Source organism: Aquimarina litoralis (assembly GCF_019295435.1).
Classification (GTDB): domain Bacteria; phylum Bacteroidota; class Bacteroidia; order Flavobacteriales; family Flavobacteriaceae; genus Aquimarina; species Aquimarina litoralis_A.
In genome coordinates, this window is the sequence record NZ_WEKL01000112.1 from 96,620 (window position 1) to 119,798 (window position 23,179).

The window sequence follows — 23,179 nt, forward strand, 5'->3', positions numbered from 1 at the left end:
CAGATAATTAAAAATCTGTTAATCAAAATATTTACACAATGAAAAATTCAATTTTAATCTTAGGGGCTTTATTTCATGTAACCTTAATGCTAGGGCAATCAAACACCAGTACTACCAATTCTGTTGGAGAACAAAATACTACTACTGTAGAGCAGGTGGGATCTGCAAACATCATTACAATTGCACAAGAAGGAAACGCAAATCAGGCGACTGCACTACAAGGTAGCGAAGGAGATGATACCGTAATTAATGCTACCGAAAGTCTTATAGAGCAGGTACAAACGGGTAATGAAAATATCGCATCCGTAGAACAAGAACAGCTAAACAATGAAGCGTATCAAACTCAAATAGGAGATAGCAATAGTAGTACGATTACTCAAAATATAAATGCTACAGGAGAAGAGAATAGTGCTACACAATATCAGGAAGGGAATCTTAACACAGCTACATTGCAGCAAAGGGGGAATACAAATCTGGCATCACAAACACAGATAGGAGATGGTAATACTGCAAATGCCAGACAAGTAGGAAATAACAACATGTCTACGCTACGACAAGAAGGTAATAATAACTCCTCTACATCTTTTCAGGGGAGTATAGCATTTAGTTCGGATAATGGAATTATTGATCAAATACAAATAGGTAATGGAAATACGGTTTTTGCTCGCCAGGAAGAAGATAACAATCAAATTTCGCAAAGTCAATCTGGCGATGATAATAATGCGAGTGTCGTACAGAATGTAGACTTTTTTGGCGGAAATAATACGGCAACTCAGATTCAATCAGGAAATAGGAATACTGCTTCTACGATCCAAGAAGGAGATCCTCTTTTTACTGGTAATAATAATTCCTCATCCATTAGTCAAACGGGAGATGATAATACTGCAACTTCAGAACAAAATAGTCAAAGAAGTAGCGCTACAATTACCCAAATTGGGAATCTAAATACTGCTGCCGATAATCAAAACGGTTCAGATCATATCAGTGTAGTGTATCAGGAAGGAGAAGAAAATGCTGTTACATCCTCACAGAACGGAGATACACATAATAGTGATATCGAGCAAATAGGAAATGTAAATACAGTAGAAAGCACACAGCGCAATGGTGATATGAATATAATGGTTATTGCTCAAAATGGAAATGATAATACCACTACCTCTTTACAACAAGGAAGTAACAATATGGGCGATGTAATACAAGTTGGAGATGGAAATACGGCTATTACTACTCAAATAGGAGATCAGAACATTGTTTTTGTCTCACAATTAGGTGATGGTAATACGAGTACAATGTCTCAAAGCGGTAGCTTTAATAGCTTAAATATAACACAGTTAGGGGGTGCCAACGCCGCAACAGTAACACAGATTGGAATGTCACATAGCAGTACAACCCTACAAAATGGGATAGGTAATGTTGCTACAGTGAGTCAAAGTGATGGTCAATAAAGGGGGATATTAATAGGACCATCACTAAAGAAAGGAGTCGGATAAAGGCTCCTTTTCTTTTAAAAATTTATTCTTATGAAACCAACGAAAAACATCAACTATAACACATTAGCCAATATCAGCCTGTTATACGGAATCACTTTTTTTATCATTTTTCTTTTATTGATATATCAAATGTGATTACCATTCAAATAGATTAATATGTAGTTTTTGACATGAAAGACTATTTTAAAAGGTTGGATAGATGATCCTGACTACCCCAAAACCAGCAAAACGGCCGATGTATTGGTCGTTTTGTGATTTTAGTACATTTCTTTATACAGATTTCGAGTTTCTTGTAGATAGAAAAATACAGTAATTCTACCTATAGTTTGTTTTTATCAAAATCTATAATTTTGACCGTAAACATTAGCGAACATCATCTATGAGACCTATATTTTTTCTTCTAGTAATCATTTTCTTTGGCAATACTTATGCTCAGAAAAATGAAAATGTTGTAGACAAGACAAAAACTGTTACATCCGAAAAAGTTCAGAAACTTAAATGGAAGGATGACAATTCACATCTTATTCTACATTTTAGTAATCGATTTGGAAAACCGAAAGAAGGAGTGCAGATTTTCCAGGATTTTGTGGGTAAAAAAAGTCGGATTGAACACAAAGGAATACTTGCAGAACTTTATATCAACACCACCGATTGCTATTATTTTTCGGATAATGAACTGTATACATTAGAAAAGCTCCGAATTAAAATTATTTCTAAACTTCAATTAAAAGGAGAGACCAACACATTAATGAAATGGACATAAAATTATACTAGAATTATAATTTGATAGGTTCCATTATATATGTTTTTATCTAAACGTCTTAGCATTACTTTGGTTAAGTTTCTATAAAAATAAAAAAGCCTCACAGCGATGTGGGGCCTTATTATTACTAGTGGAGAAGATGGGACTCGAACCCACGACCTCTTGACTGCCAGTCAAGCACTCTAGCCAGCTGAGCTACATCCCCAAAGTATTTTTTTAGTAGGCTCCCTTCAGTACTAATAACGGAATTCTACTTTCAAAATCTTTTTTCAACACTTTGTTATCTTCCCAAAGCTTTCCAAAAAATCCTCTGTTACGTCGTAATACACAAAGTAAATCTGGATTGTTTTCATTGAGATGTTCTAGAACTCCCTGAAACAATGTACCGTTTTCAGAAGATTTATACGAACTAATTAATTCTGCTAAATCTTTATGAAATTCTGAATCCTCTGGCAAAAACTCAGCCGTTTTTACCTGTAGTAATTTGATTTCTGCTTTAAACGTATTCAATATTTCTTTTATAGGAGCTAATGTAGTTTCCTTTTTAATTACTCCAGATTTAATTGCCATTAAGATTTTAGCAATTGGCTTAAAAGCATAGTTTTCAGGAATGATCAATACGGGTATTTCGGTTTTCTTTACCAAACTCCCAGAAGTTTCACCCAAAAAATAAGGCATTTTAATATCATCACTCTCTGCACCTAATACAATTAAATCAATAGAATGTTTCAGATTAAACTCTGGAATAGCTTCTAATAAATCACCTTCTAACGGAAGTGCTGTAACGGTTACCCCTTTTTTATCTACCTGCGCAAATTTTTCTTCAATAGTAGTCGCCGAAATATCTTTCAAAGTTTCATTTACCGAAGGAAGACTACCAGATCTTGGTAATTCTTTAAATACTTGTACAGCATATACCGTTCCTCCCAGTTCTTTGGCAAAATCAATAGCATACTGCAGTCGTGCAATACTTACGGAGTTTTCGGATAATCCTAAAGGAACCAGAATGTTTTTCATTACTAAGCGTGATTTGTGTTCAGGATGCAAAATTACAACTTTTGATCCGGTAAAAAACATTTTTAGTAGTCGATGATTGGCTTTGGATAATTTCTTTTCTTAAAGTTTCTATAAAATCATAAGCAATAGATTGTAAACGGTATACCGCCCAAGAATAGTTTGTATTTTTGGCACTTGTAAAAAAAATATGATTCGTAAAGCTACACCTTCAGACTTAGATGCTATTCACCAGCTTACAAAAGCTTGTGCCAAAGCTATGATTGCCAAAGGAATTTTTCAATGGAACGAGCACTATCCTACTCGATCACGTTTCGAAAAAGATATCAAATTAGAGGAATTATATGTCTTAGAAGAAGAAGATCGTATCAAAGGTATTATTGTGCTTACAGAATTGATGGATGATGAATATATTCCTATTCAATGGTTGACAGAAAATAATAATAACCTATATATTCATAGATTGGCAGTACATCCAGATTATTGGGGTAAAGGATATGCGCAACAATTGATGAATTGGGCAGAAAGTCAAGCAAAAGAACAAAGCTATGCGTCGGTTCGTTTGGATACCTTTAGCCAGAATAAAAGAAATCAAACGTTTTACGAAACCAGAGGGTATCAAAAATTAGGAAATATCTTTTTCCCAAAACAAAGTGAACATCCTTTTTACTGTTATGAATTGGTATTGTGAGTAGTATCATAAGTTTTAAAAATATCAATAAACTTGCCGTTCCTGCTATAATTGCAGGAATAGCCGAACCTGTATTGTCAGCAACTGATACTGCGATTGTAGGTAATATTCCTGTAAATGGCACGGAATCTTTAGCAGCTGTAGGAATCGTTGGGTCGTTTTTATCGGCGCTTATTTGGATATTAGCGCAAACCAGAGCCGTGATATCGGCAATCATATCTCAATATTTGGGAGCAGGAAAATTAGATGAAGTCAAAGCGCTGCCAGCACAGGCAATTCTTTTTAATATTGGACTTAGCATTGCAATTCTGCTAGCCACCGTTCCTTTTATAAAAGAGATTTTTATCTTACTCAAGGCGCAAGGTGTTGTGCTCGATTATTGTATCTCTTATTATAAAATCAGAGTATGGGGATTCCCGCTCACCTTATTTATTTTTGCAATTTTTGGAATTTTCAGAGGATTACAAAACACCTTTTGGCCTATGATTATCGCACTTATTGGTGTGGTTGCTAATATCATATTTGATTTTGTACTAGTTTACGGAATTGAAGGGATTTTAGAGCCAATGTTTTTAGAAGGAGCTGCTTGGGCAAGTCTGTTTTCACAAATGTTGATGGCTGTTTTATCATTGATTTTATTACTTAAAAAAACAGAAGTATCCTTACGATTAGAGAAGTTATGGCATCCAGAGATGAAACGTTTTATGATCATGAGCTTTAATTTATTCATTCGTTCTTTTGCTCTAAACACTACTATTATTCTGGCAGCTAGAGAAGCTACCAGTATAGGAACCAATTATATTGCTGCGCATAGTATTGCTATACAGTTGTGGTTATTCTTTGCTTTTTTTATCGATGGATATGGTGGAGCAGGTAATATATTAGGAGGAAGATTATTAGGAGCCAAAGATTATAAAAATCTGATTGCCATGTCTAAAAAAGTGAATCTTTACGGAATTATTGTGGCAAGTATATTAGGAGGAGCGGCCTTATTAATTCCAGAGCAGTTGGGGTTGATTTTCACCAAAGATCCAGAAGTACTCACCATTTTTAAAAGCTTCTTTTACTTGGTCGTTATTGCTTTGCCAATTAATGCAGTAGCTTTTGTAGGTGATGGTATATTTAAAGGAATGGGAGAAACAGGTTTCTTAAGAAACGTATTGTTAGGATCTACATTTTTAGGATTTATACCTACATTAATAATTGCTAGATATATGGATTGGAAACTTCATGGCGTATGGATTGCCATTACAGTTTGGATGCTCATAAGAGGATTAGCTTTGCTGATTAAGTTTAGACGTAAGTATTATCCTTTGGCAATTAATTAAATCCAAAAGTTAAAATCCCCATTACAATGATTACATATAGAAAAATAAGAAAAGCGACGAATCTAAATTTTACCAAGTATTTTTTTTCCATATATCAAAAGTAGTATATCATTGAAAGAATATAAATAAGTAGAACTACGGGTTTTCTGTAAAAGATGTTATACTTTTCTTGGGCGTTACCCTATCGGGTCGGGCTTTTCATTGCAATTCCTCGCACTTCACTACATTCAGGCTGCGGGATTTACATTGCAATCCCTAACGCATCCTATATCGATTCGTAAAAAGAGATTATGTCAGTTTGATATTTTGTAATAGCTAGGTGATGATAATCCCGAATATTAGCTATTTTTATCGAAAATCAAATCCAAATGACTACTACACGAACTAACGGAAGTTTGTACACACATACCGAAAATCATATCGCTACTATTGAGTTTGGACATCCCTCGAGCAATTCGTTTCCTTCAGAATTATTAGAACGATTAACCAAAGCGTTTGATACTTTATCAAATGACACATCTGTACATGTGATTATTTTAAAATCAGAAGGAGAACGTGCTTTTTGTGCTGGAGCTTCTTTTGATGAATTATTTGCAATTACCAATTTAGAGCAAGGAAAACAATTTTTTTCGGGATTTGCCAATGTAATTAATGCGATGAGAAGATGTAAACAACCTATTATTGGTAGAGTACAAGGAAAAACAGTTGGCGGAGGAGTCGGATTGGCGTCAGCTTGTGATTATTGTATGGCTACAGAAGCAGCTTCTATTAAATTAAGTGAGCTTACCATAGGTATTGGTCCTTTTGTGATTGAGCCTGCTGTAGCTAGAAAAATAGGATTGGCTGCTTTCGAAGCCTTGGCTTGGGATGCGTCTCAATGGAAAAATGCCTACTGGGCTAAAGAACGTGGATTATTCACCAAAGTTTTTGAAACTATCGGAGAACTAGATAAAGAAGTACAGTTATTTGCAGAAAAATTAGCAAGTTATAATCCACAAGCTACACAACAAATGAAAAAAGTAACATGGAAAGGAACAGAGCATTGGAGTGATCTCTTGATAGAAAGAGCTGCTGTTTCTGGAGAGTTAGTACTATCTGAGTTTACTAAAAATGCTTTGCAAAAGTTTAAAAAATAATATATGGAAATACTTAATTTTTTAGGAGGTAACGGACTATTTTTAATTCTAGGAATTATATTAGTAGTAGTTTACTTCTACAACAAAAGGAAGAGAAGATAAATGTCAGGGTTGAAAGTCCCTGACATTTATAAATTGATGTTTATTGAAAATCCCTTTTTAAAACTTCTTCTAAACTTTCAGGTTCTTTACCTGTAAGATCTTTTATGGCAGTTGTTACATTATCAACTTTTCCTTGTTTAATCATTCCATAGACAGGAATCATATAGTCTGCAATAAAATCAGGTGCTCCAGATTCTTTTAATACTTGTTTATAAGTGTTTTCGTCAGGATTAGGATACGTAATTTCCCTTCTTAAAATATCACTTAGCATAGCAGCAACATCAAAATGGGTATATGCCTTGGTTCCAGTAAGCACATGAGTTTCTTTGACTCTATTAGGGTCTATTAACAATTCAGCTATAGCACTTCCCACATCTTTCGAAGAAACAAAGGATGATTTTCCTTCGCCAGCAGGAGAAAAAATGATATTACGATCCTGGATGTTCTCTCGATCGTAGTTGCCGAAATTTTGCATGAAAAATCCAGGACGAACTATATTCCAATTTAGGGAAGAGTTCTTTAGTTTTTCTTCCATTTTTTTATGAAAAGGTAACTCTTCGAGATTTTCCATTCCATTTCCTGATAAATAAATGAGACGTCCTTTATAGTTATCCTGTAAATAATCTACAAAAGGTTCTAGTAATTCATAAAGTCCTGGATTTAATGGTGGACCTAATAAGAAAATTCCATCTGTATTTAAAACTTCCTGATACGATTCTTTAGCTCCGTAATCAAAGTAAGTTCCGGTAACAGAATCCTTATAAAAGTCTTGCAATTTTTGGGGATCTCGAGTACCAGCAATTACATGTTCGTTTTTACTAAGTAGTGAGTTTACTACTTCTTTTCCGATAGTACCTGTAGCACCGGTAATAAAATAAGTTGACATAATGATGATCTTTTTTGTAACAAGGTAAATACATTAGTATCTTTAGGCAAGTAGGTACATAAAAGTGCAGTAGTTTCTTTTTGTATACTAAAACTGATTATCAGTTATTTAAAAATTAAAATTTATGAATTTTTTATCAAAAAAAGAATGTGAAGGTCCAATAAAATGCCCAGTAATGACAACACTTAGTGTTATTGGAGGAAAATGGAAACCGGGTATTTTATGGGAATTACAAAACAATGAAATACTCCGTTTTGGGCAATTAAAAAAAAGATTGGGAACTATTACTCAAAAAATGTTAACACAACAATTGCGAGAATTAGAAACAGATGGTATAGTTATAAGAAAAGTATACCCAGAAGTACCTCCACGTGTAGAGTATCGTTTATCTGATTATGGTAAAAGTTTGTCTCCAGTGCTCAATGAAATGGCAAATTGGGGAACCGAGCATTTGCAAACAATTACTAGCTAAATGGTCTTATTTGCATTTTAAAATAGAATAGAAAATAATCTTCACTAAATTTGCAAAAAAAAGTTAGATCAAAACAAATGAGTAAGATAAGAATTACCAAGAAGTTTACTTTTGAAGCGGGGCATGCGTTGTATGGGTATGATGGTAAATGTAAAAACCTACATGGGCATAGTTACAAGTTAAGTGTAACTGTAATAGGAGAACCAATTACAGATACATCTCATGTAAAGTTAGGAATGGTTATGGATTTTGGAGATCTAAAGAGAATAGTAAAGAAGGATATAGAAGATGTATTCGATCATGCTACTATTTTCAATAAAAATACCCCACACTTAGAATTAGCTCAAGAGTTAGAAAAAAGAGGACATCATGTTATTTTGGTGGATTATCAACCATCTACTGAAAATATGATTATTGATTTTGCTGATAAAATAAAAGCGAAACTTCCTGAAAATATAAAGTTATACTCCTTAAAGCTTCAAGAAACTGAAACGTCTTATGCAGAGTGGTATGCATCAGATAATGGCGAATAAAGAATATTTTTTCACCTCATAGTATCCAACAAATCCAATGAGAAAAATACATTTAGCGGAAGGTAAAAAAATATATTTTGCATCAGATAATCATTTAGGAGCTCCAACTCAGGAGAAAAGCTTTCCAAGAGAACAAAAGTTTGTACAATGGTTGGATGAGGTAAAGAAAGATGCGGCTGCTATATTTCTTTTAGGAGATCTTTTTGATTTTTGGTTTGAATATAAAACAGTAGTGCCTAAAGGATTTACCAGAACTTTTGGTAAGCTTGCTGAAATTACGGATGCTGGAATACCAGTGTTTTATTTTGTAGGCAATCATGATCTATGGATGAATGGTTATTTTGAAGAAGAATTAAACATTCCTGTATTTCATAAACCACAAGAATTCACCTTTAATGAAAATACTTTTTTGATTGGTCACGGAGATGGTCTTGGTCCTGGTGATAAAGGGTATAAACGAATGAAAAAGGTGTTTACCAATCCTGTAGCAAAATGGTTTTTTAGATGGTTACATCCCGATTTGGGCGTTCGATTAGCACAATATCTTTCGGTGAAAAATAAACTCATCTCAGGAGATGATGACGTCGTTTTTTTAGGAGAAGATAATGAATGGTTAGTGCAGTATTGTAAAAGAAAATTGGAAATAAAGCATACAGATCATTTTGTTTTTGGACATCGACATCTTCCAATGGAAATTAACTTAAAAGAGAATTCAAGATATACCAATCTTGGAGATTGGATTGTACATTATACATATGCTGTTTTTGACGGTAAGGAAATGAAGCTAGAGAAATATATCTTAGAGTAATAATTTTGGCTGCATTTTATAATAAAAAAGCGAATGCTATTCAATAATAGCATCCGCTTTATAGGGTAGAAGTTCAAGGAAATACTATTGCCTTGCTATCTTTTTAGTTATAACTGTATTATCCAATCGTACCTTTAGAATGTAAAGGCCAGTAGATAATACAGATGTATTTAGATCATTCATTTCTATCGATTTTGTTCCAGAAGGAATACTGCCTAAATTTTTTGAAGCAATACGATTCCCTTTAAGGTCGATAATTTCTGCCGTAGCAGTACTTACTTTTTTAGATAATGAGATATTAAGGGTTATGTTATCAGATTGCATTGGAAGCGGATATACATCTACCGTATAAACAGCGTCATTGGCTTTAGTGATTTCTTGTAATCTAGCAGCGCTGATTCCTTCAATAACAAATCGTTCCCAAGTACCAACCGCATTTCTATTACAATTCATAGCTTTATTACCATTTTCATGGCTTACATATTTACCGTTATTTCCTTTAATAGCAAATACATTTCCACCTAAGGATTCTAAAGTAAATCGTTCCCATGATCCGACAGCATTTCTATTGCAATTCATAGGTTTACCTCCATTTTCTGAACTTACGTATTTTCCGTTATTTCCTTTAAAACTTACGGTTCCGTTAGCTGCTGGTTCCATAATGAATTGTTCAAGTACTCCTACAGCATTTCTATTACAATTCATTGAAGCTGTACCGTTTTCAGAGCTAACATATTTATTTATAGTTTGCCCTAAGATGGATACAACATCATCACTAGGTTCACCACCATTGTCATCTCCTACGGTAAAGGTTAGCGTTTTAGTAGTTTTTGCACCTCTAGAATCTGTTGCTTCCGCTTTTAACGTATACGTTCCTTCAGATAAATTTTTAAGTGCATTGTCTTGATTGTTATTATTCCAAGTATAAGGACTAACGTTTTCTTGTCTTATAAAAGAGTTGTTCAGATACAAACGCACGTTACTCACACCATCGTTATCTGTAGCTACTACAATTACTTGTAAAGTGGCAGGTGCGGTAAAAGAAGCATTACTTGAAGGAGTAGTAAAGGAAACGTTTGGACCAGTATTATCTCCTCCATCACCGTTGCCTCCAAATCGAGGTCTGGAGCTTAACCATTCCATATCAAATTTAGGACCTTTACATTGGCATCCTGGACTACCTTGGTCTACACGACCAGGGCATACTTTCTCATCTTTAATTTTCTTACCTTGTATCGTAATGGCATCATCGTGTCCTGGTTCATTACCACATTGTATAGTGTTATATCTAGGATCTCCGTTTTTTAGATCTCTGTAAAAAGGATGTTTTTTAAGCTCATCACAGATGTCTTTGATATTTCTCCCTTGTCCATTGATAGTGATTTTGAAATTCCCTACACCGTGGTCGAAGGAGGATTTACAAAAACAAAACCCATTTGCCTGGTAACTATCCTTCCATGAGTTTGCATTAGGAACAATTCTTACACCTTGATCATAAGTATCCTGACCAGTACAACCTGTATCGGGAACATTTTGTTGTGCAATTGTATTAGTAACGCATAAAAATGCAAATACTAATAAAGTCAATAATTTACGTTTCATAGTTATTGGTTTTAAAAGTTTAGGTTATATTAAGGTAACAATAATTTATTTGGCAGAAATAGGATTTCTACCAATTTTAAAGATAAAGTAAGCTGACGAATCTAAGATGGGAAAAATAGAATCCGTAATGGATGAATTAGCTGGTGTAATATATACAGCTTAAAAGGTTATTGATTTTGGATTCTTTTAGTTATAATTTCTGATGAAATATGAATACCTATTTCGAGAGAATTTTCTAAAAAATATGGATGCTCTATAAAAATAACTCGATTATCAAGAACAGCTTCAATCAAAAAGTGATTTCCGTTAAAATAGGACTTTTTTACTCTAGCTTTTAGCGTAGTGTTTTCTACAATTTGTAATTCATGAGGATAGAAAAGCAAAGTACCTTCATTACTTTCTTCAGCTAAGATACTTGTTATGGGTAATTCGTTAACCTCTCCAAAAAGTGATGCGATATAATAACTTTTAGGATTGTTATAGATGTCTAGTGTATTTCCTTTCGAAATAATTTCACCATTATGGATTACAATTGTTTCTTCGGCAAATGAGAGTATGTCCGTTTTGTCATGAGTAGCAGTGATACTTGTGATTTTATTTCTTTTTAAATACGCAAAAAGATTTCTTCTTAGTGAACTACGTCTGAAGTTATCAATATTTCCAAAAGGTTCATCTAATAATAATACTTCGGGTCTATTTGCAAGTGCTTTGGCAAGTGCCACTCTTTGTTTTTGACCACCACTTAAGTTTTCAATTTTGGTATCAGCAAAAGAGGTCATCTCTACTATCTCGAGGAGCTCATTAACTCGACCTCGTTTTAATTCAGGTTCAAAATTGGATAAATATTGACCAATATTTTCAGAAACTGTTCTATAGGCCTGTAATTCGAAACCTTGAGAAAGAAATTTCATATTTTCTTGTCCAGGAACTAGGTTATAAGCAGGACCTAAAATCTGCTCCTCGTTCCAAAAGAGGGTACCTTCATCAACATCCAGAAGCCCATAAATAACTTTTAACAAAGTACTTTTTCCACAGCCACTAGCACCGATGAGTGCAATATGCTGTCCTTTCTCAATGGTAAAATTGATATTTTTTAAAACCGGTGTGGTATCGTAGGCAAAGGATACGTTTTGAATTGTAAGCATAACTCAAATATAAATAACTTCAATAAAAAAATCCGCCTCTTTTTAGAAAACGGATTCTTTAATTTTATGATAGATAATAAATTGATTTTATCCTTTTACTTCTTCATTTACTTGTTCTGGTAAAACTTCATATCCCATATTAAAAAGCGTAAAGCTAAAAATATCGGCATATTGCTCAATAGTTTTCTTTACTGGTGTTCCTGCTCCATGACCAGCATTGGTTTCAATTCTTATTAAGGTTGGATTAGAACCTGTTTGCTTGGATTGTAGTTCTGCAGCAAACTTAAAGGAATGTGCTGGTACTACACGATCATCATGATCTCCTGTAGTTACCATCGTTGCTGGATAGGAAACACCTTCTTTCACATTATGAACAGGTGAATATCCTTTTAAATATTCAAACATTTGTTTGTCGTCTTCTGCAGTTCCATAATCATATGCCCAACCAGCACCAGCTGTAAAGGTATGATAACGTAGCATGTCTAAAACACCTACTGCTGGCAACGCTACTTTCATTAAATCTGGACGTTGTGTCATGGTTGCACCAACAAGCAATCCACCATTGGAACCTCCTCTTATAGCTAGATAATCACTAGAAGTATATTTCTTTTCAATTAGATATTCTGCGGCAGCGATAAAATCATCAAAAACATTTTGTTTTTGCATTTTGGTACCAGCTACGTGCCATTTTTTACCATATTCACCACCACCTCTTAAATTCGCAACGGCATAAATACCTCCTTGTTCCATCCATACTGCATTTGCAATGCTAAAAGAAGGAGTTAGCGATATATTAAAACCACCATAACCGTATAGTATTGTAGGATTTTTACCAGTAAGTTCTGTACCTTTTTTATAGGTAATAATCATAGGAACTTTAGTGCCGTCTTTAGAATTATAGAATACCTGTTTGCTCTCGTAATCTTCTGGATTGAAATCAATTTTAGGTTTACGATATAGCTCAGAGGTACCATCAGCAATAGTGTATTTATAAATACTTCCTGGAGTTTTGTAATTAGTAAAAGAATAATATAATTCTTTGTCTTCTTTTTTAGCACCAAAACCTCCAACACTTCCAACACCTGGTAATTCAACGTCACGAACTAGTTTACCGTCATAATCATATTGTAATACTTTGGATACAGCATCTACCATATATTCTGCAAAAAAGTACCCACCACCTTTGCTAGGGCTCAATACATTTTCTGTTTCTGCAATAAAATCTTTCCAATTCTCTGGAGTTGGATTAGAGGCATCTACTGTAACTATTTTTTTATTCGGAGCATTTAAATTAGTAACTAAATAAAGTTTTGATCCCACATTTTCCAATACGTAGGTATCACTGTCTGTGTTATCTAAAATAGTGACTAATTCGCTGTTTGGTTTTGTAAGATCTTTGATAAAAAGTTTATTTCCTGAAGTTGATGTGCTGGCTGAAATAATAAGATAGCGATTATCTTTAGTAACATTTCCTCCAATATATCGATGCTTTTCTTGAGGTGTTCCTCCAAAAATTAGTTGATCGTCTTTTTGAGCAGTTCCTAATTTGTGGTAATATACTTTGTGTTGATCCGTTTTTGCCGATAATTCACTTCCTTCAGGTTTATCATAACTAGAGTAATAAAAACCTTCATTCCCTTTCCAGGACATCCCTGAAAACTTAATATCTACCAAGGTGTCTTCAACAATTTCTTTGGTCTCCACATTTTTAATAATAACTTTTCGCCAATCACTTCCTCCTTCAGAAATGGAATAGGCAAGAAGTTTTCCATTTTCAGAAAAACTAGTGCTTCCTAAAGATGTGGTTCCATCTTCACTAAAACTATTTGGATCTAGAAAAACTTCAGGTTCATCACCTTCATTTTTGAATCTATAAATGACATATTGATTTTGTAACCCATCATTTTTAAAGAAATACGTATAATCTCCTTCTTTAAATGGAGCTCCTACTTTTTCATAGTTCCACAGACTAGATAAGCGTTTTTTTAATTGATCTCTAAAAGGAATGTTATCCAAATATCCGAAAGTGACTTTATTTTGATCAGTAACCCAGTTTTCAGTTTCTTTACTTCGGTCGTCTTCTAACCATCTGTAAGGGTCTTTAACTTCAGTTTCAAAGTAGGTATCAATTGTATCTACTTTTTTAGTTTCTGGATAATTCAATGCAATTGTGGTTTTGGTAGTTTCTTCTTTTGTTTCGTTTTTACATCCAACTATGGATGCTATCAAACAAATTAATAAAAGAGTTCTTTTCATGATGAGCTAAATTTATAAATTCATTACTATGTAATCATAGTGTTTAAAATAGTAGGGTAGGCAAATGACAAAACTATTAAAACTTATAGCTCAAAAATGCTAAATAAAATATAAAAAAACTGCTCTAACAGCGATCATATAGTTATTACACATTTAAAGCGTTGCTTTGGGGTTTAGCAACTCTGTTGATCATTGTAGTAGAGCAGTCGGAAAATTCCGTCCTCTAAGAAACGAAAAATTTTACTTTTATACCAGTAAAATTACATAAGTAGTTGATTAGAATAGACTTTTGTAGACGTTCCAATTCTTATAAATTAGAAATGCATTCACAAGAAAAACAAATGCGCCAGATCCTATATTTGCTGGATCCAAAGTAGCATGAAATAATATAATATTTACAGAAATTGGTGCCATTAGAACTAATGCAAATGGAACTGCTTTTTTACTTACTAACAGAAGGCCCACTATGACTTCGATAAGGCCCACTGTTTTGAGAATATAGCTACTCGCTAATGCACCAAAAAGGATTCCTGCTTCAGGATTAGCAAATTCAAAATCTGGTAAAAACCCTATAAACTTATTGCTTCCAAAAACGATTAATAGGGCTCCTAATACGATTCTTAGGGCTAAAATTATTTTAGTATTCATTGTTGTATTTATTTATGATTAAGTTGATGTATTAGAAGGATAAATGTTAAAAACCTTACAAATGTTGTTGGAAACCGGAGCTAAAAAAATATCTTACGTTTCCTGAAAACGAACTAATTAACTTAATTTTTAATATTGCAATAATGAAGCTCACACAACTTCTATTACTCACTTGTTTTTTCTATTTTTTACTATTATTACCAGTCACTGGACAGGAATATTTTTTGAAAGATAATGGTCCTTTTTCATCTGAGATTCCGTCACCTGAGGAATTTTTAGGATACCCAATAGGAGATCAACATACCCGCCATGATCAGATTGTAGCATATTTTACCAAATTATCTGAGCTCTCAAACAGAGCCTCTATTCAGTTATATGGTAAAAGTCATGAGAATAGAAAATTGATCATATTAACCATTTCTAAGCCTGACAATTTAAATAACCTGGGCACTATCAAAGAGCAGCATTTAGCCTTTACGGAATCAAATAAGAATCCTACTAATTACAATGATGTACCAGTTTTCGTACAGTTGGGATATAATGTTCATGGTAATGAACCTTCAGGAGGTGAAGCTGCTATGCTTACTGCTTATACATTGATCGCTTCCAATAATCCAGAAATATTAACCTACTTAGAGAATTCAATTGTATTTATTGATCCAACCATAAACCCAGATGGTCGTGATCGACACACACAATGGGTAAATCAATTTAAAGGAGATCCTTTAGTAAGCGATCCTTATGATGCTGAACATAATGAAACCTGGCCTCGTGGAAGAACAAATCATTATTGGTTTGATCTAAATAGAGATTGGTTTTTAGGAATTCACCCTGAAAGTCGAGGGAAATTAAACTGGTATCATGAGTGGTATCCAAATGTTGTTACCGATTTTCACGAGATGGGAACTAACAGTACGTATTTTTTCGAACCTATGAAGCCGATAGGTTCCTCAGATCCTATAATGCCTAAAGAAAATTACGAGGATTTGAATAATCTATTTGCGCCTTATTTTTCTAAGGCTTTGGATCGTATAGGATCGTTTTATTTTACCAAAGAAGCTTTTGATGGAACATATCCAGGTTATGGATCTTCATACCCTGATTTACAAGGTGCATTAGCATTATTATTTGAACAAGCAAGTTCCAGAGGTCATTTACAAAATACGGATTATGGTACGATTTCATTTCCTTTCACCATTCGAAATCAATACGTTTCCAGTATGGCTACAATCAAAGCATCTGTTGAAAACAAAGCTGTATTACGGAAATATCAGCAAGACTTTTTTAAGTCTGCCGAAAGTAATGCTTCAAAAAATGGTTTTGTTGGATATGAATTTGGTGATGCCTATGATAAGAACAGAAATAAAGCTTTTATAGATAAATTATTACTTCATAAAATTAAAGTATATAAAAGTGGCGATAGATATGTTGTTCCTGTACAACAACCTCAAAAAAGAATGGTACAATCGGTGTTTGAAACCTACAATAAATATAAAGATAGTGTGTTCTATGATGCTTCTGCCTGGAGTCTTGCCAATTTTTATAATATGAAATACAAAGGTGTTAAATCGTTGCGAAGAGGAGACGAAATAACTACAACCAAAGGGCTTGTAAAAGTTTCAAAAGTTTCAAAATCAGATTATGCATACCTTCTAGATTGGGATGATTATAATGCTACAGCGGCATTGTATTATATGCAATCTGAAGGATTACTAGTAGCTTCTGCTTTTAAGCCGTTTTCTATTAAAACTTCAGAAGGTATTAAAAGTTTCGGTTATGGAAGTGTCCTTGTGCCTGTAAGTAAACAGAAAAAAAGTAAAGAAGAGGTATTTCGTATCATACAACAAGCGCAAGAAAAATTTAATGTACCTATCTATAGCACAACAACTGGTTTTAGTAATTCAGGTATTGATTTAGGAAGTGGTAATTTTAGAAAGTTAGATATACCCAAAGCTTTATTGTTAATAGGAGATGGTGTAAATTCTTACGAAGCTGGAGAGGTATGGCATTTATTAGATACAAGAGTACATATGCCGATTACAAAATTGAAAATGGGCATGTTTAATTCTGTGCCATTAAAAGATTACAATACTTTGGTAATGGTCTCAGGAAGATATCAACAGTTGGATTCTCTTCAGCAGAAAAAGATAAAAGAATGGGTTTCATATGGAAATACACTGGTTACCATTGCTAATGCTTCGAAATGGGTTATAGATAAGAAAGTGGTAAGTGAGAAGCTTATTACTAAAGCAAAGGACAGTACAAAAGGAAAAATTACTGAACGCTTATCTTATGTAGATGCAGGTGAAAATATTGGAAGAGAACGTTTGGGAGGAGCTATTTTTGAAGTTGATGTGGATATCACACATCCATTAGGTTTTGGATATAGAGATAGTTCGGTACCTGTTTATAAGAATAATACGGTTTTTATTGCTCCTAGTAAAAATCCATATGCAACAGTAGCTAAATATACAGAAGACGCCCATATCGATGGATATATATCATCCAATAATTATGAAAATTATTTAAAACCTTCAGCTTCATTGATCGTAAGTAGTATAGGAAGTGGCAGAGTGATTTTATTTGCAGACAATCCAAATTTTAGAGGTTCATGGTATGGAACAAATCGCCTTTTTCTAAATGCGTTGTTTTTTGGAAAACACATTTATGTACCCGCTATAAGACAGTAGGAGTTTAGATTGTAATGAAAAGAAAACCCTTGTTATATAGATGATAACAAGGGTTTTTATAAAAATTAGCTGGTTATTTAGCCGATTAACTGATTTTCTACTAAATACTCTCCGATTTGAACTGCATTGGTAGCAGCACCTTTTCGTAGGTTATCTGCAACTATCCACATATTTAGAGCATTTTCTCTAGAATGGTCTCTTCTGATTCTACCAACGAATACATCGTTTTTTCCTTCTGCATAGATTGGCATTGGATAGGTATTGGTATCTGGGTTATCCTGAACCGTAACTCCAGAAGTATCATTTAGCATTTTTCGAATGTCATTTTCTTGAAATTCATTTTCGAACTCTAAGTTAACACTCTCACTATGTCCACCTACTACAGGAATACGAATCGCAGTGGCGGTTACAGCAATAGTTCTGTCATCAAGAATTTTTTGAGTCTCATTCACGAGCTTCATTTCTTCTTTGGTATATCCATTTTCTTGGAAAACATCACAATGCGGAATTGCATTTCGATGTATTGGATAAGGATATGCCATTTCGCCTTTTTCTCCAGCATATTCATTTTCTAATTGCTGTACAGCTTTTACACCTGTTCCAGTAATAGATTGATAGGTAGATATAATGGCACGTTTGATTTTATATTTTGAATGCAAAGGCCCTAACGCCATCACCAATTGTATCGTAGAACAATTAGGGTTAGCAATGATCTTGTCTTCTTTAGTTAAGTCTTTTGCATTAATTTCTGGTACTACCAATTTTTTGGTTGGATCCATTCTCCAGGCAGAAGAATTATCAATTACGGTAATTCCTGCTTCAGCAAATTTGGGTGCCCATTCTAAGGAGGTACTTCCTCCAGCAGAAAATAAAGCAACATCAGGTTTCATTTCTACTGCTGTGGCTAGACCCACAACGGTATATTCTTGATCTTTATAAGATAGTTTCTTACCTACGGATCTTTCTGAGGCAACAGGAATTAACTCCGATACAGGAAAATTACGTTCTTCTAATACTTTTAACATTACGGTACCTACTAATCCTGTGGCACCTACAACAGCTACTTTCATCTGCTTTATTTATTAATGACTTTTTCGAGACACAAAAATCGGTCTTTTTTTGATTCCAGCAAAGGTGTTGATTATTTATAATACAATGATACTTTTTCTTGAAATAATATTAATTTAAACAATTTGTTATATATTAAACAAATTGTAAAAAGAACCGCCCTCAATGGAGCGGTTTAGTTAGAATATGTAGTATAGCGGTAGCTATAGATAATTCAGATAGAGGTAAGATTTATTTTTTAAGTAAATCTCTAATTTCAGCAAGTAACTCTTCTTGAGTAGGACCTGCTGGTGCAGCCGGAGCTTCTTCTTTCTTTTTTTGGCTTTTTTCATATGCTTTAAGAACCATAAAAATACAAAAGCCAATAATTATGAAATCAATTACTGTTTGTACAAAATTTCCATAATTAATTGTTACAGGAGCTATTGCCTCTCCTGCTTCATTAACCGAAGCTTCCGTAAGAGCAAACTTAAGTTCTGTAAAATTAACATCTCCCAATAATAATCCGATAGGAGGCATTAATACATCATTTGTAAAAGATGTTACAATCTTTCCAAATGCTCCACCCACAATTACGGCAGTAGCAAGACTTACAATATCACCTTTCATTAAGAAAGACTTAAAATCTTTGAAAAATCCCATTTTATTTAATTTAGATAATTAGTATGCTACTAATTTAACAAAAATTAAGAAACAAATTAGAGATTGATTATATGGTATAAAGGCTTTTTTTCGATGAATATCAATTATTATCGATAACAATCCGTTTTACTCTTGGAGAAATGGCAGTAAGTAATTCATAAGAGATTGTTCCAGCATTTTCGGCAATGGATGCCGCTGTAGAAGTATTATCAAAAATAATTACTTCATCACCTTCTTTACAATCTATATCTGTAATGTCGATCATAATCATATCCATACAAACATTCCCAACGATAAATGCTTTTTGTCCATTTACTGTAACGAAGCCCTTTTTGTTTCCGTAATGTCTTCCGATACCATCAGCATGGCCTAAAGGAATGGTTGCAGTTTTGGAGAAGCCTTCAGAAGTAAAAGCTCTATTATACCCTAAAGTTTCTCCTGGTTCTAGCATATGAATTTGAGATATGACAGATTTTAAAGAAGCTACAGGTTTTAAGTGACGATCATAAACATCTTCATTTCCATAACCATACAACCCAATGCCTGTGCGTACCATCGTAAAATGAGCTTCAGGATAGTTTAATATTCCCGAAGTATTGCATTGATGTAATATTGGTTCATATCCAAGCTTATCAATAATTTCAGAAGCTGTTTTTTTAAAAGAATTGATTTGATTGATAGTAAATTCTTTTTCATCATGATCTTCGCTAGCCGCAAGATGAGAGAAGAGCGATTTTACTTTAATAGTTTCGGTAGCTTCTAATGTATCCATAATATAGTCTACATCATTTTCCCAAAAACCTAATCTGTTTAATCCGGTATTAAATTTTATATGTACCGGATACTCTTTTTGATGTTCTGATTCGGCTATTTTTATAAATTCTTTTAAAATTCGTGGGCTATATATATTGGGTTCAAGATTGTGTGCTATTGCCAAAGAGAAATTTATGGGTTGTGGATGTAATACTAGAATAGGTGTTTGTATTCCTGCTTCCCGCAAAGCAATACCCTCAGAGACATATGCCACTGCAAAATAATCAGCTCCGATTTTTTCGAGATGTTTCGCCATTATAGTTGCGTCACTGCCATAACCAGCGGCTTTTACTACTGCTAATAGTTTGATATTTGGCTGTAGCTTACTTCTAAGATAATCATAGTTATGAGTAAGATGGGCCAGATTAATTTCAAGAATTGTTTCTTTTGCCTTACTCATCAGATTTTTCAGAATTTTTATTTAATTCTTTAGGATCGGTTACTTTGATTTCTTTTACTTTTTCCTTCAGCGAAGCTTTATAATATGCTGCACGACTTAATGGCTCATATTCATCTGTCTCTCCTAGCAATACGAGATCATCTTTTTTAGATTTTCTATAACTATACTGTGCAAGATTTCCGGTTCGAGTACAAACAGCATGTACTTTGGTCACATATTCCGCAGTAGCCATAAGAGCTGGCATAGGACCAAATGGATTTCCTTTAAAATCCATATCGAGCCCTGCAACAATAACACGTACCCCTTTATTGGCAAGATCATTACAAACACTTACGATTTCATCATCAAAAAATTGAGCTTCATCTATACCAACCACATCGCATGTGTCTGCCAGAATCCTAATATTAGCAGCGGCAGGAACGGGAGTGGATCTAATTTCATTAGCATCATGAGAGACTACCATTTCATCATCATAGCGCACATCGATGGCAGGTTTAAAAATTTCTACTTTTTGTTTTGCAAATTGTGCACGTTTTAACCTACGAATCAATTCTTCGGTCTTACCCGAAAACATCGAACCGCAGATCACTTCTATCCATCCAAATTGCTCTTTATGATTTACCGTATTTTCGAGAAACATTTTGTATTTTTCAGCATCGATTAAAAGAAACCCTACTCCTTAACAAAACCTAATGTATTATGAAATGAATATGATGTTAATTTTCATTTCTTTTTACAAAGAGGTATTGTTCTTAAGATGAGGTAAATTTATTAAAAAACAACAACTATAGCCCAAACGAATAAGAAAGTTATGAAGAAGAAGTTGGAAGCAGAACTCATAAGTATTGCTCATCGGATATTACAGCTTAAAGATAGATCCACCTTGCCACAATTACAAGAAGAGGCTAGACAGTTATATGAAAAACTGAGTATTTTAAATTTTGCTGAATCTCATTTTGCTGGCATACAACCGACTATAGGTCAGGTAACGAGTGCTTTAGAAGAAGAAAAAGTGTTAGAGATAGAGGAAGAAGTTGTAGAGAAAGTGAAGCCAAAGCCTATCATTAGCTTAGACGAAAATAAAGAAGTGGAAGAAGTTTCTGAAACCATGTTTAATCTTGGTAGTGAAACTATTGAAACTCCTAAAGAAGAAGTAGAAGAACAAAAACCGGAGATTATTATCGAAAAGATTAATGAAAAGGTCACTGAAGATCTTTTTGTTCCTGCTCCTAAATTTACAGAAGAAAATGTTTCTTTATCAGAACCAGTTTATGAAAAAAATGATAAAGAAGATATAGGATCTGTACCTCAAAGTATGCCAATTTTGGATAACTTAAATACTAAAGAAGACAAACCTAAATCTTTAAACGATCAACTTAAAAGAGGAATTAATATAGGATTAAATGATCGTTTAGCTTTTATAAAACATTTGTTTGACGGAAGTTCTACGGATTATAATCGTGTACTTTCTCAATTGAATACATTAAATAGTAAAAGCGGCGCAACTCAGTTTATAAAAAATATGGTGAAACCAGATTATAACAATTGGGAAGGTAAAAGTGAATACGAAGAACGATTTATGGAAATCGTTACGAATAAATATGAATTTTAAGTAAGGAATACTGCTTTTTCGAAACTAAGTTTCCTAACAATTAAAAGAGTTTATTATGAAAATCGTTTACTGGATAGCTACCGTTGCTATGTGTGGAATTATGTTATTTTCTGCACAGATGTATTTTAGGAATACCGAGATGGTAAGAGGTTTTTTTGAGAACCTAGATTATCCTACATATTTAGTAATTCCATTAGCAATAGCGAAGATAGGTGGTATTATTGTTATTCTTACCAATAAAATCAAATGGTTAAAAGAATGGGCGTATGCCGGATTCTTTTTTGATATGACTTTAGCTTTTACAGCTCATTATATGAAAGATGATGGGCAAGGTTTATTTGCTACTTTAGGATTAATTTTTCTGGTAATATCATATGCTACTGGTAAAAAAGTAAGACCTTAATATAAATGTCGAAATTATATATAGTTCCAACACCAATTGGTAATCTGGAAGATATGACTTTTAGAGCAATCAAAGTGCTGAAAGAAGTTGATCTTATTCTTGCCGAAGATACACGTACGAGTGGCAAACTTTTAAAACATTATGAAATTGTGACACCTATGCAAAGTCACCATATGCATAATGAACATAAAACGGTAGATAGTGTTATTAGAAGATTACAAAGTGGAAACTCCATTGCTTTAATAAGTGATGCTGGAACACCAGCAATTAGTGATCCAGGATTTTTACTAACAAGAGCTTGTGTAGAAAATGCTATTCCTGTGGAATGTTTGCCTGGAGCAACAGCATTTGTGCCAGCTTTGGTAAATAGCGGTTTGCCCAATGATAAGTTTGTGTTTGAAGGGTTTCTTCCGGTAAAAAAGGGGAGACAAACTCGATTACAGTTATTGGCAGAAGAAACCAGAACCATGATATTTTACGAATCTCCGCATAAGCTTATAAAAACGCTTGGAAATTTTGTAACCTATTTTGGTGAGGATCGAATGGTTTCGGTATCCAGAGAACTAAGCAAGCTTCATGAAGAAACGATAAGAGGAACAGTAAAAGAAGTATTATCACATTTCGAAACGAAAGCTCCGAAAGGAGAAATTGTTATTGTAATTGCAGGAAAAAAATAA

General features: G+C 33.8%; 22 protein-coding genes and 1 tRNA gene. 12 read left to right on the top strand and 11 right to left on the bottom strand.

Annotation, left to right across the window (positions count from 1 at the left end; genetic code table 11):
• Positions 1–38: 38 nt before the first annotated feature.
• Together GBO31_RS26050 and GBO31_RS26055 are read left to right on the top strand one after the other, a co-directional pair.
• Complete coding sequence (locus GBO31_RS26050) at positions 39–1,445, top strand: hypothetical protein (RefSeq protein WP_219011569.1); 1,407 nt, start codon at positions 39–41, stop codon at positions 1,443–1,445.
• 424 nt (positions 1,446–1,869) lie between these two features.
• Positions 1,870–2,253 (top strand): hypothetical protein, encoded by a 384-nt coding sequence (locus GBO31_RS26055; protein WP_219011570.1) that lies wholly within the window; start codon positions 1,870–1,872, stop codon positions 2,251–2,253.
• 131 nt (positions 2,254–2,384) lie between these two features.
• Here GBO31_RS26055 and GBO31_RS26060 read toward each other — a convergent pair.
• Both GBO31_RS26060 and GBO31_RS26065 read right to left on the bottom strand, forming a co-directional pair.
• A tRNA-Ala gene (locus GBO31_RS26060) sits at positions 2,385–2,458 on the bottom strand.
• A gap of 11 nt (positions 2,459–2,469) precedes the next feature.
• On the bottom strand, positions 2,470–3,270 hold the full coding sequence (locus GBO31_RS26065) for a universal stress protein (protein WP_219011571.1): 801 nt from the start codon (positions 3,268–3,270) through the stop codon (positions 2,470–2,472).
• A gap of 187 nt (positions 3,271–3,457) precedes the next feature.
• Here GBO31_RS26065 and GBO31_RS26070 point away from each other — a divergent pair, with 187 nt between their 5' ends.
• From GBO31_RS26070 to GBO31_RS26080, 3 genes are all read left to right on the top strand, one after another.
• Entirely contained in the window at positions 3,458–3,958 is a 501-nt protein-coding gene (locus tag GBO31_RS26070) for a GNAT family N-acetyltransferase (RefSeq protein ID WP_219011572.1), read from the top strand.
• Positions 3,955–5,286: an MATE family efflux transporter gene (locus tag GBO31_RS26075; RefSeq protein ID WP_219011573.1), complete on the top strand. Its 1,332-nt coding sequence runs from the start codon at positions 3,955–3,957 to the stop codon at positions 5,284–5,286. Before GBO31_RS26070 ends, GBO31_RS26075 begins: the two co-directional genes overlap by 4 nt.
• A gap of 368 nt (positions 5,287–5,654) precedes the next feature.
• Positions 5,655–6,422: an enoyl-CoA hydratase/isomerase family protein gene (locus GBO31_RS26080; RefSeq protein ID WP_219011574.1), complete on the top strand. Its 768-nt coding sequence runs from the start codon at positions 5,655–5,657 to the stop codon at positions 6,420–6,422.
• Between the two features lie 142 nt (positions 6,423–6,564).
• Here the strand turns inward: GBO31_RS26080 and GBO31_RS26085 are convergent, their stop codons facing one another.
• Positions 6,565–7,410 (bottom strand): NAD(P)H-binding protein, encoded by an 846-nt coding sequence (locus GBO31_RS26085; RefSeq protein WP_219011575.1) that lies wholly within the window; start codon positions 7,408–7,410, stop codon positions 6,565–6,567.
• A gap of 124 nt (positions 7,411–7,534) precedes the next feature.
• Between GBO31_RS26085 and GBO31_RS26090 the strand changes: the two genes are divergently transcribed.
• The 3 genes from GBO31_RS26090 to GBO31_RS26100 all read left to right on the top strand — a co-directional run bounded on the left by GBO31_RS26090 (position 7,535) and on the right by GBO31_RS26100 (position 9,223).
• A complete protein-coding gene (locus GBO31_RS26090) occupies positions 7,535–7,882 on the top strand; it encodes a winged helix-turn-helix transcriptional regulator (protein ID WP_281422494.1) in 348 nt (115 codons plus the stop codon).
• A gap of 77 nt (positions 7,883–7,959) precedes the next feature.
• On the top strand, positions 7,960–8,415 hold the full coding sequence (locus tag GBO31_RS26095) for a 6-pyruvoyl trahydropterin synthase family protein (RefSeq protein ID WP_219011576.1): 456 nt from the start codon (positions 7,960–7,962) through the stop codon (positions 8,413–8,415).
• 37 nt (positions 8,416–8,452) lie between these two features.
• A complete protein-coding gene (locus tag GBO31_RS26100) occupies positions 8,453–9,223 on the top strand; it encodes a UDP-2,3-diacylglucosamine diphosphatase (protein WP_246615996.1) in 771 nt (256 codons plus the stop codon).
• 84 nt (positions 9,224–9,307) lie between these two features.
• Here the strand turns inward: GBO31_RS26100 and GBO31_RS26105 are convergent, their stop codons facing one another.
• The 4 genes from GBO31_RS26105 to GBO31_RS26120 form a co-directional block, all read right to left on the bottom strand.
• The gene (locus tag GBO31_RS26105) at positions 9,308–10,825 is read right to left on the bottom strand and encodes an Ig-like domain-containing protein (protein WP_219011577.1); all 1,518 of its coding nucleotides are present in this window, start codon (positions 10,823–10,825) and stop codon (positions 9,308–9,310) included.
• Positions 10,826–10,992: 167 nt separating this feature from the next.
• Entirely contained in the window at positions 10,993–11,970 is a 978-nt protein-coding gene (locus GBO31_RS26110; protein WP_219011578.1) for an ABC transporter ATP-binding protein, read from the bottom strand.
• Between the two features lie 87 nt (positions 11,971–12,057).
• On the bottom strand, positions 12,058–14,226 hold the full coding sequence (locus GBO31_RS26115) for a prolyl oligopeptidase family serine peptidase (protein WP_219011579.1): 2,169 nt from the start codon (positions 14,224–14,226) through the stop codon (positions 12,058–12,060).
• A 276-nt stretch (positions 14,227–14,502) separates the two neighbouring features.
• A complete protein-coding gene (locus GBO31_RS26120) occupies positions 14,503–14,874 on the bottom strand; it encodes a DoxX family protein (RefSeq protein WP_219011580.1) in 372 nt (123 codons plus the stop codon).
• Between the two features lie 143 nt (positions 14,875–15,017).
• Between GBO31_RS26120 and GBO31_RS26125 the strand changes: the two genes are divergently transcribed.
• On the top strand, positions 15,018–17,564 hold the full coding sequence (locus tag GBO31_RS26125; RefSeq protein ID WP_219011581.1) for a M14 metallopeptidase family protein: 2,547 nt from the start codon (positions 15,018–15,020) through the stop codon (positions 17,562–17,564).
• A gap of 77 nt (positions 17,565–17,641) precedes the next feature.
• Here the strand turns inward: GBO31_RS26125 and GBO31_RS26130 are convergent, their stop codons facing one another.
• The 4 genes from GBO31_RS26130 to GBO31_RS26145 form a co-directional block, all read right to left on the bottom strand.
• On the bottom strand, positions 17,642–18,634 hold the full coding sequence (locus GBO31_RS26130) for an aspartate-semialdehyde dehydrogenase (RefSeq protein ID WP_219011582.1): 993 nt from the start codon (positions 18,632–18,634) through the stop codon (positions 17,642–17,644).
• A gap of 229 nt (positions 18,635–18,863) precedes the next feature.
• The gene (mscL, locus tag GBO31_RS26135) at positions 18,864–19,274 is read right to left on the bottom strand and encodes a large-conductance mechanosensitive channel protein MscL (protein ID WP_219011583.1); all 411 of its coding nucleotides are present in this window, start codon (positions 19,272–19,274) and stop codon (positions 18,864–18,866) included.
• A 100-nt stretch (positions 19,275–19,374) separates the two neighbouring features.
• Complete coding sequence (alr, locus tag GBO31_RS26140; RefSeq protein WP_219011584.1) at positions 19,375–20,487, bottom strand: alanine racemase; 1,113 nt, start codon at positions 20,485–20,487, stop codon at positions 19,375–19,377.
• Positions 20,480–21,127, bottom strand: a complete 648-nt coding sequence (locus tag GBO31_RS26145) for a thymidine kinase (protein ID WP_219011585.1) — start codon at positions 21,125–21,127, stop codon at positions 20,480–20,482. Before GBO31_RS26145 ends, alr begins: the two co-directional genes overlap by 8 nt.
• 171 nt (positions 21,128–21,298) lie before the next feature.
• Here GBO31_RS26145 and GBO31_RS26150 point away from each other — a divergent pair, with 171 nt between their 5' ends.
• The 3 genes from GBO31_RS26150 to rsmI are packed head-to-tail and all read left to right on the top strand — an operon-like array spanning position 21,299 to position 23,179.
• On the top strand, positions 21,299–22,099 hold the full coding sequence (locus tag GBO31_RS26150; RefSeq protein ID WP_219011586.1) for a hypothetical protein: 801 nt from the start codon (positions 21,299–21,301) through the stop codon (positions 22,097–22,099).
• A 55-nt stretch (positions 22,100–22,154) separates the two neighbouring features.
• Positions 22,155–22,502, top strand: a complete 348-nt coding sequence (locus tag GBO31_RS26155; protein WP_219011587.1) for a DoxX family protein — start codon at positions 22,155–22,157, stop codon at positions 22,500–22,502.
• A gap of 5 nt (positions 22,503–22,507) precedes the next feature.
• Positions 22,508–23,179, top strand: coding sequence for a 16S rRNA (cytidine(1402)-2'-O)-methyltransferase (gene rsmI, locus GBO31_RS26160; RefSeq protein WP_219011588.1), 672 nt, complete (start codon positions 22,508–22,510; stop codon positions 23,177–23,179).

Coding starts and splice junctions, on each gene's coding strand:
- GBO31_RS26050 (WP_219011569.1), top strand. CDS start 39: ATGAAAAATTCAATTTTAATCTTAGGGGCTTTATTTCATGTAACCTTA.
- GBO31_RS26055 (WP_219011570.1), top strand. CDS start 1,870: ATGAGACCTATATTTTTTCTTCTAGTAATCATTTTCTTTGGCAATACT.
- GBO31_RS26065 (WP_219011571.1), bottom strand. CDS start 3,270: ATGAAAAACATTCTGGTTCCTTTAGGATTATCCGAAAACTCCGTAAGT.
- GBO31_RS26070 (WP_219011572.1), top strand. CDS start 3,458: ATGATTCGTAAAGCTACACCTTCAGACTTAGATGCTATTCACCAGCTT.
- GBO31_RS26080 (WP_219011574.1), top strand. CDS start 5,655: ATGACTACTACACGAACTAACGGAAGTTTGTACACACATACCGAAAAT.
- GBO31_RS26085 (WP_219011575.1), bottom strand. CDS start 7,410: ATGTCAACTTATTTTATTACCGGTGCTACAGGTACTATCGGAAAAGAA.
- GBO31_RS26090 (WP_281422494.1), top strand. CDS start 7,535: ATGAATTTTTTATCAAAAAAAGAATGTGAAGGTCCAATAAAATGCCCA.
- GBO31_RS26095 (WP_219011576.1), top strand. CDS start 7,960: ATGAGTAAGATAAGAATTACCAAGAAGTTTACTTTTGAAGCGGGGCAT.
- GBO31_RS26100 (WP_246615996.1), top strand. CDS start 8,453: ATGAGAAAAATACATTTAGCGGAAGGTAAAAAAATATATTTTGCATCA.
- GBO31_RS26105 (WP_219011577.1), bottom strand. CDS start 10,825: ATGAAACGTAAATTATTGACTTTATTAGTATTTGCATTTTTATGCGTT.
- GBO31_RS26110 (WP_219011578.1), bottom strand. CDS start 11,970: ATGCTTACAATTCAAAACGTATCCTTTGCCTACGATACCACACCGGTT.
- GBO31_RS26115 (WP_219011579.1), bottom strand. CDS start 14,226: ATGAAAAGAACTCTTTTATTAATTTGTTTGATAGCATCCATAGTTGGA.
- GBO31_RS26120 (WP_219011580.1), bottom strand. CDS start 14,874: ATGAATACTAAAATAATTTTAGCCCTAAGAATCGTATTAGGAGCCCTA.
- GBO31_RS26125 (WP_219011581.1), top strand. CDS start 15,018: ATGAAGCTCACACAACTTCTATTACTCACTTGTTTTTTCTATTTTTTA.
- GBO31_RS26130 (WP_219011582.1), bottom strand. CDS start 18,634: ATGAAAGTAGCTGTTGTAGGTGCCACAGGATTAGTAGGTACCGTAATG.
- mscL (WP_219011583.1), bottom strand. CDS start 19,274: ATGGGATTTTTCAAAGATTTTAAGTCTTTCTTAATGAAAGGTGATATT.
- alr (WP_219011584.1), bottom strand. CDS start 20,487: ATGAGTAAGGCAAAAGAAACAATTCTTGAAATTAATCTGGCCCATCTT.
- GBO31_RS26145 (WP_219011585.1), bottom strand. CDS start 21,127: ATGTTTCTCGAAAATACGGTAAATCATAAAGAGCAATTTGGATGGATA.
- GBO31_RS26150 (WP_219011586.1), top strand. CDS start 21,299: ATGAAGAAGAAGTTGGAAGCAGAACTCATAAGTATTGCTCATCGGATA.
- GBO31_RS26155 (WP_219011587.1), top strand. CDS start 22,155: ATGAAAATCGTTTACTGGATAGCTACCGTTGCTATGTGTGGAATTATG.
- rsmI (WP_219011588.1), top strand. CDS start 22,508: ATGTCGAAATTATATATAGTTCCAACACCAATTGGTAATCTGGAAGAT.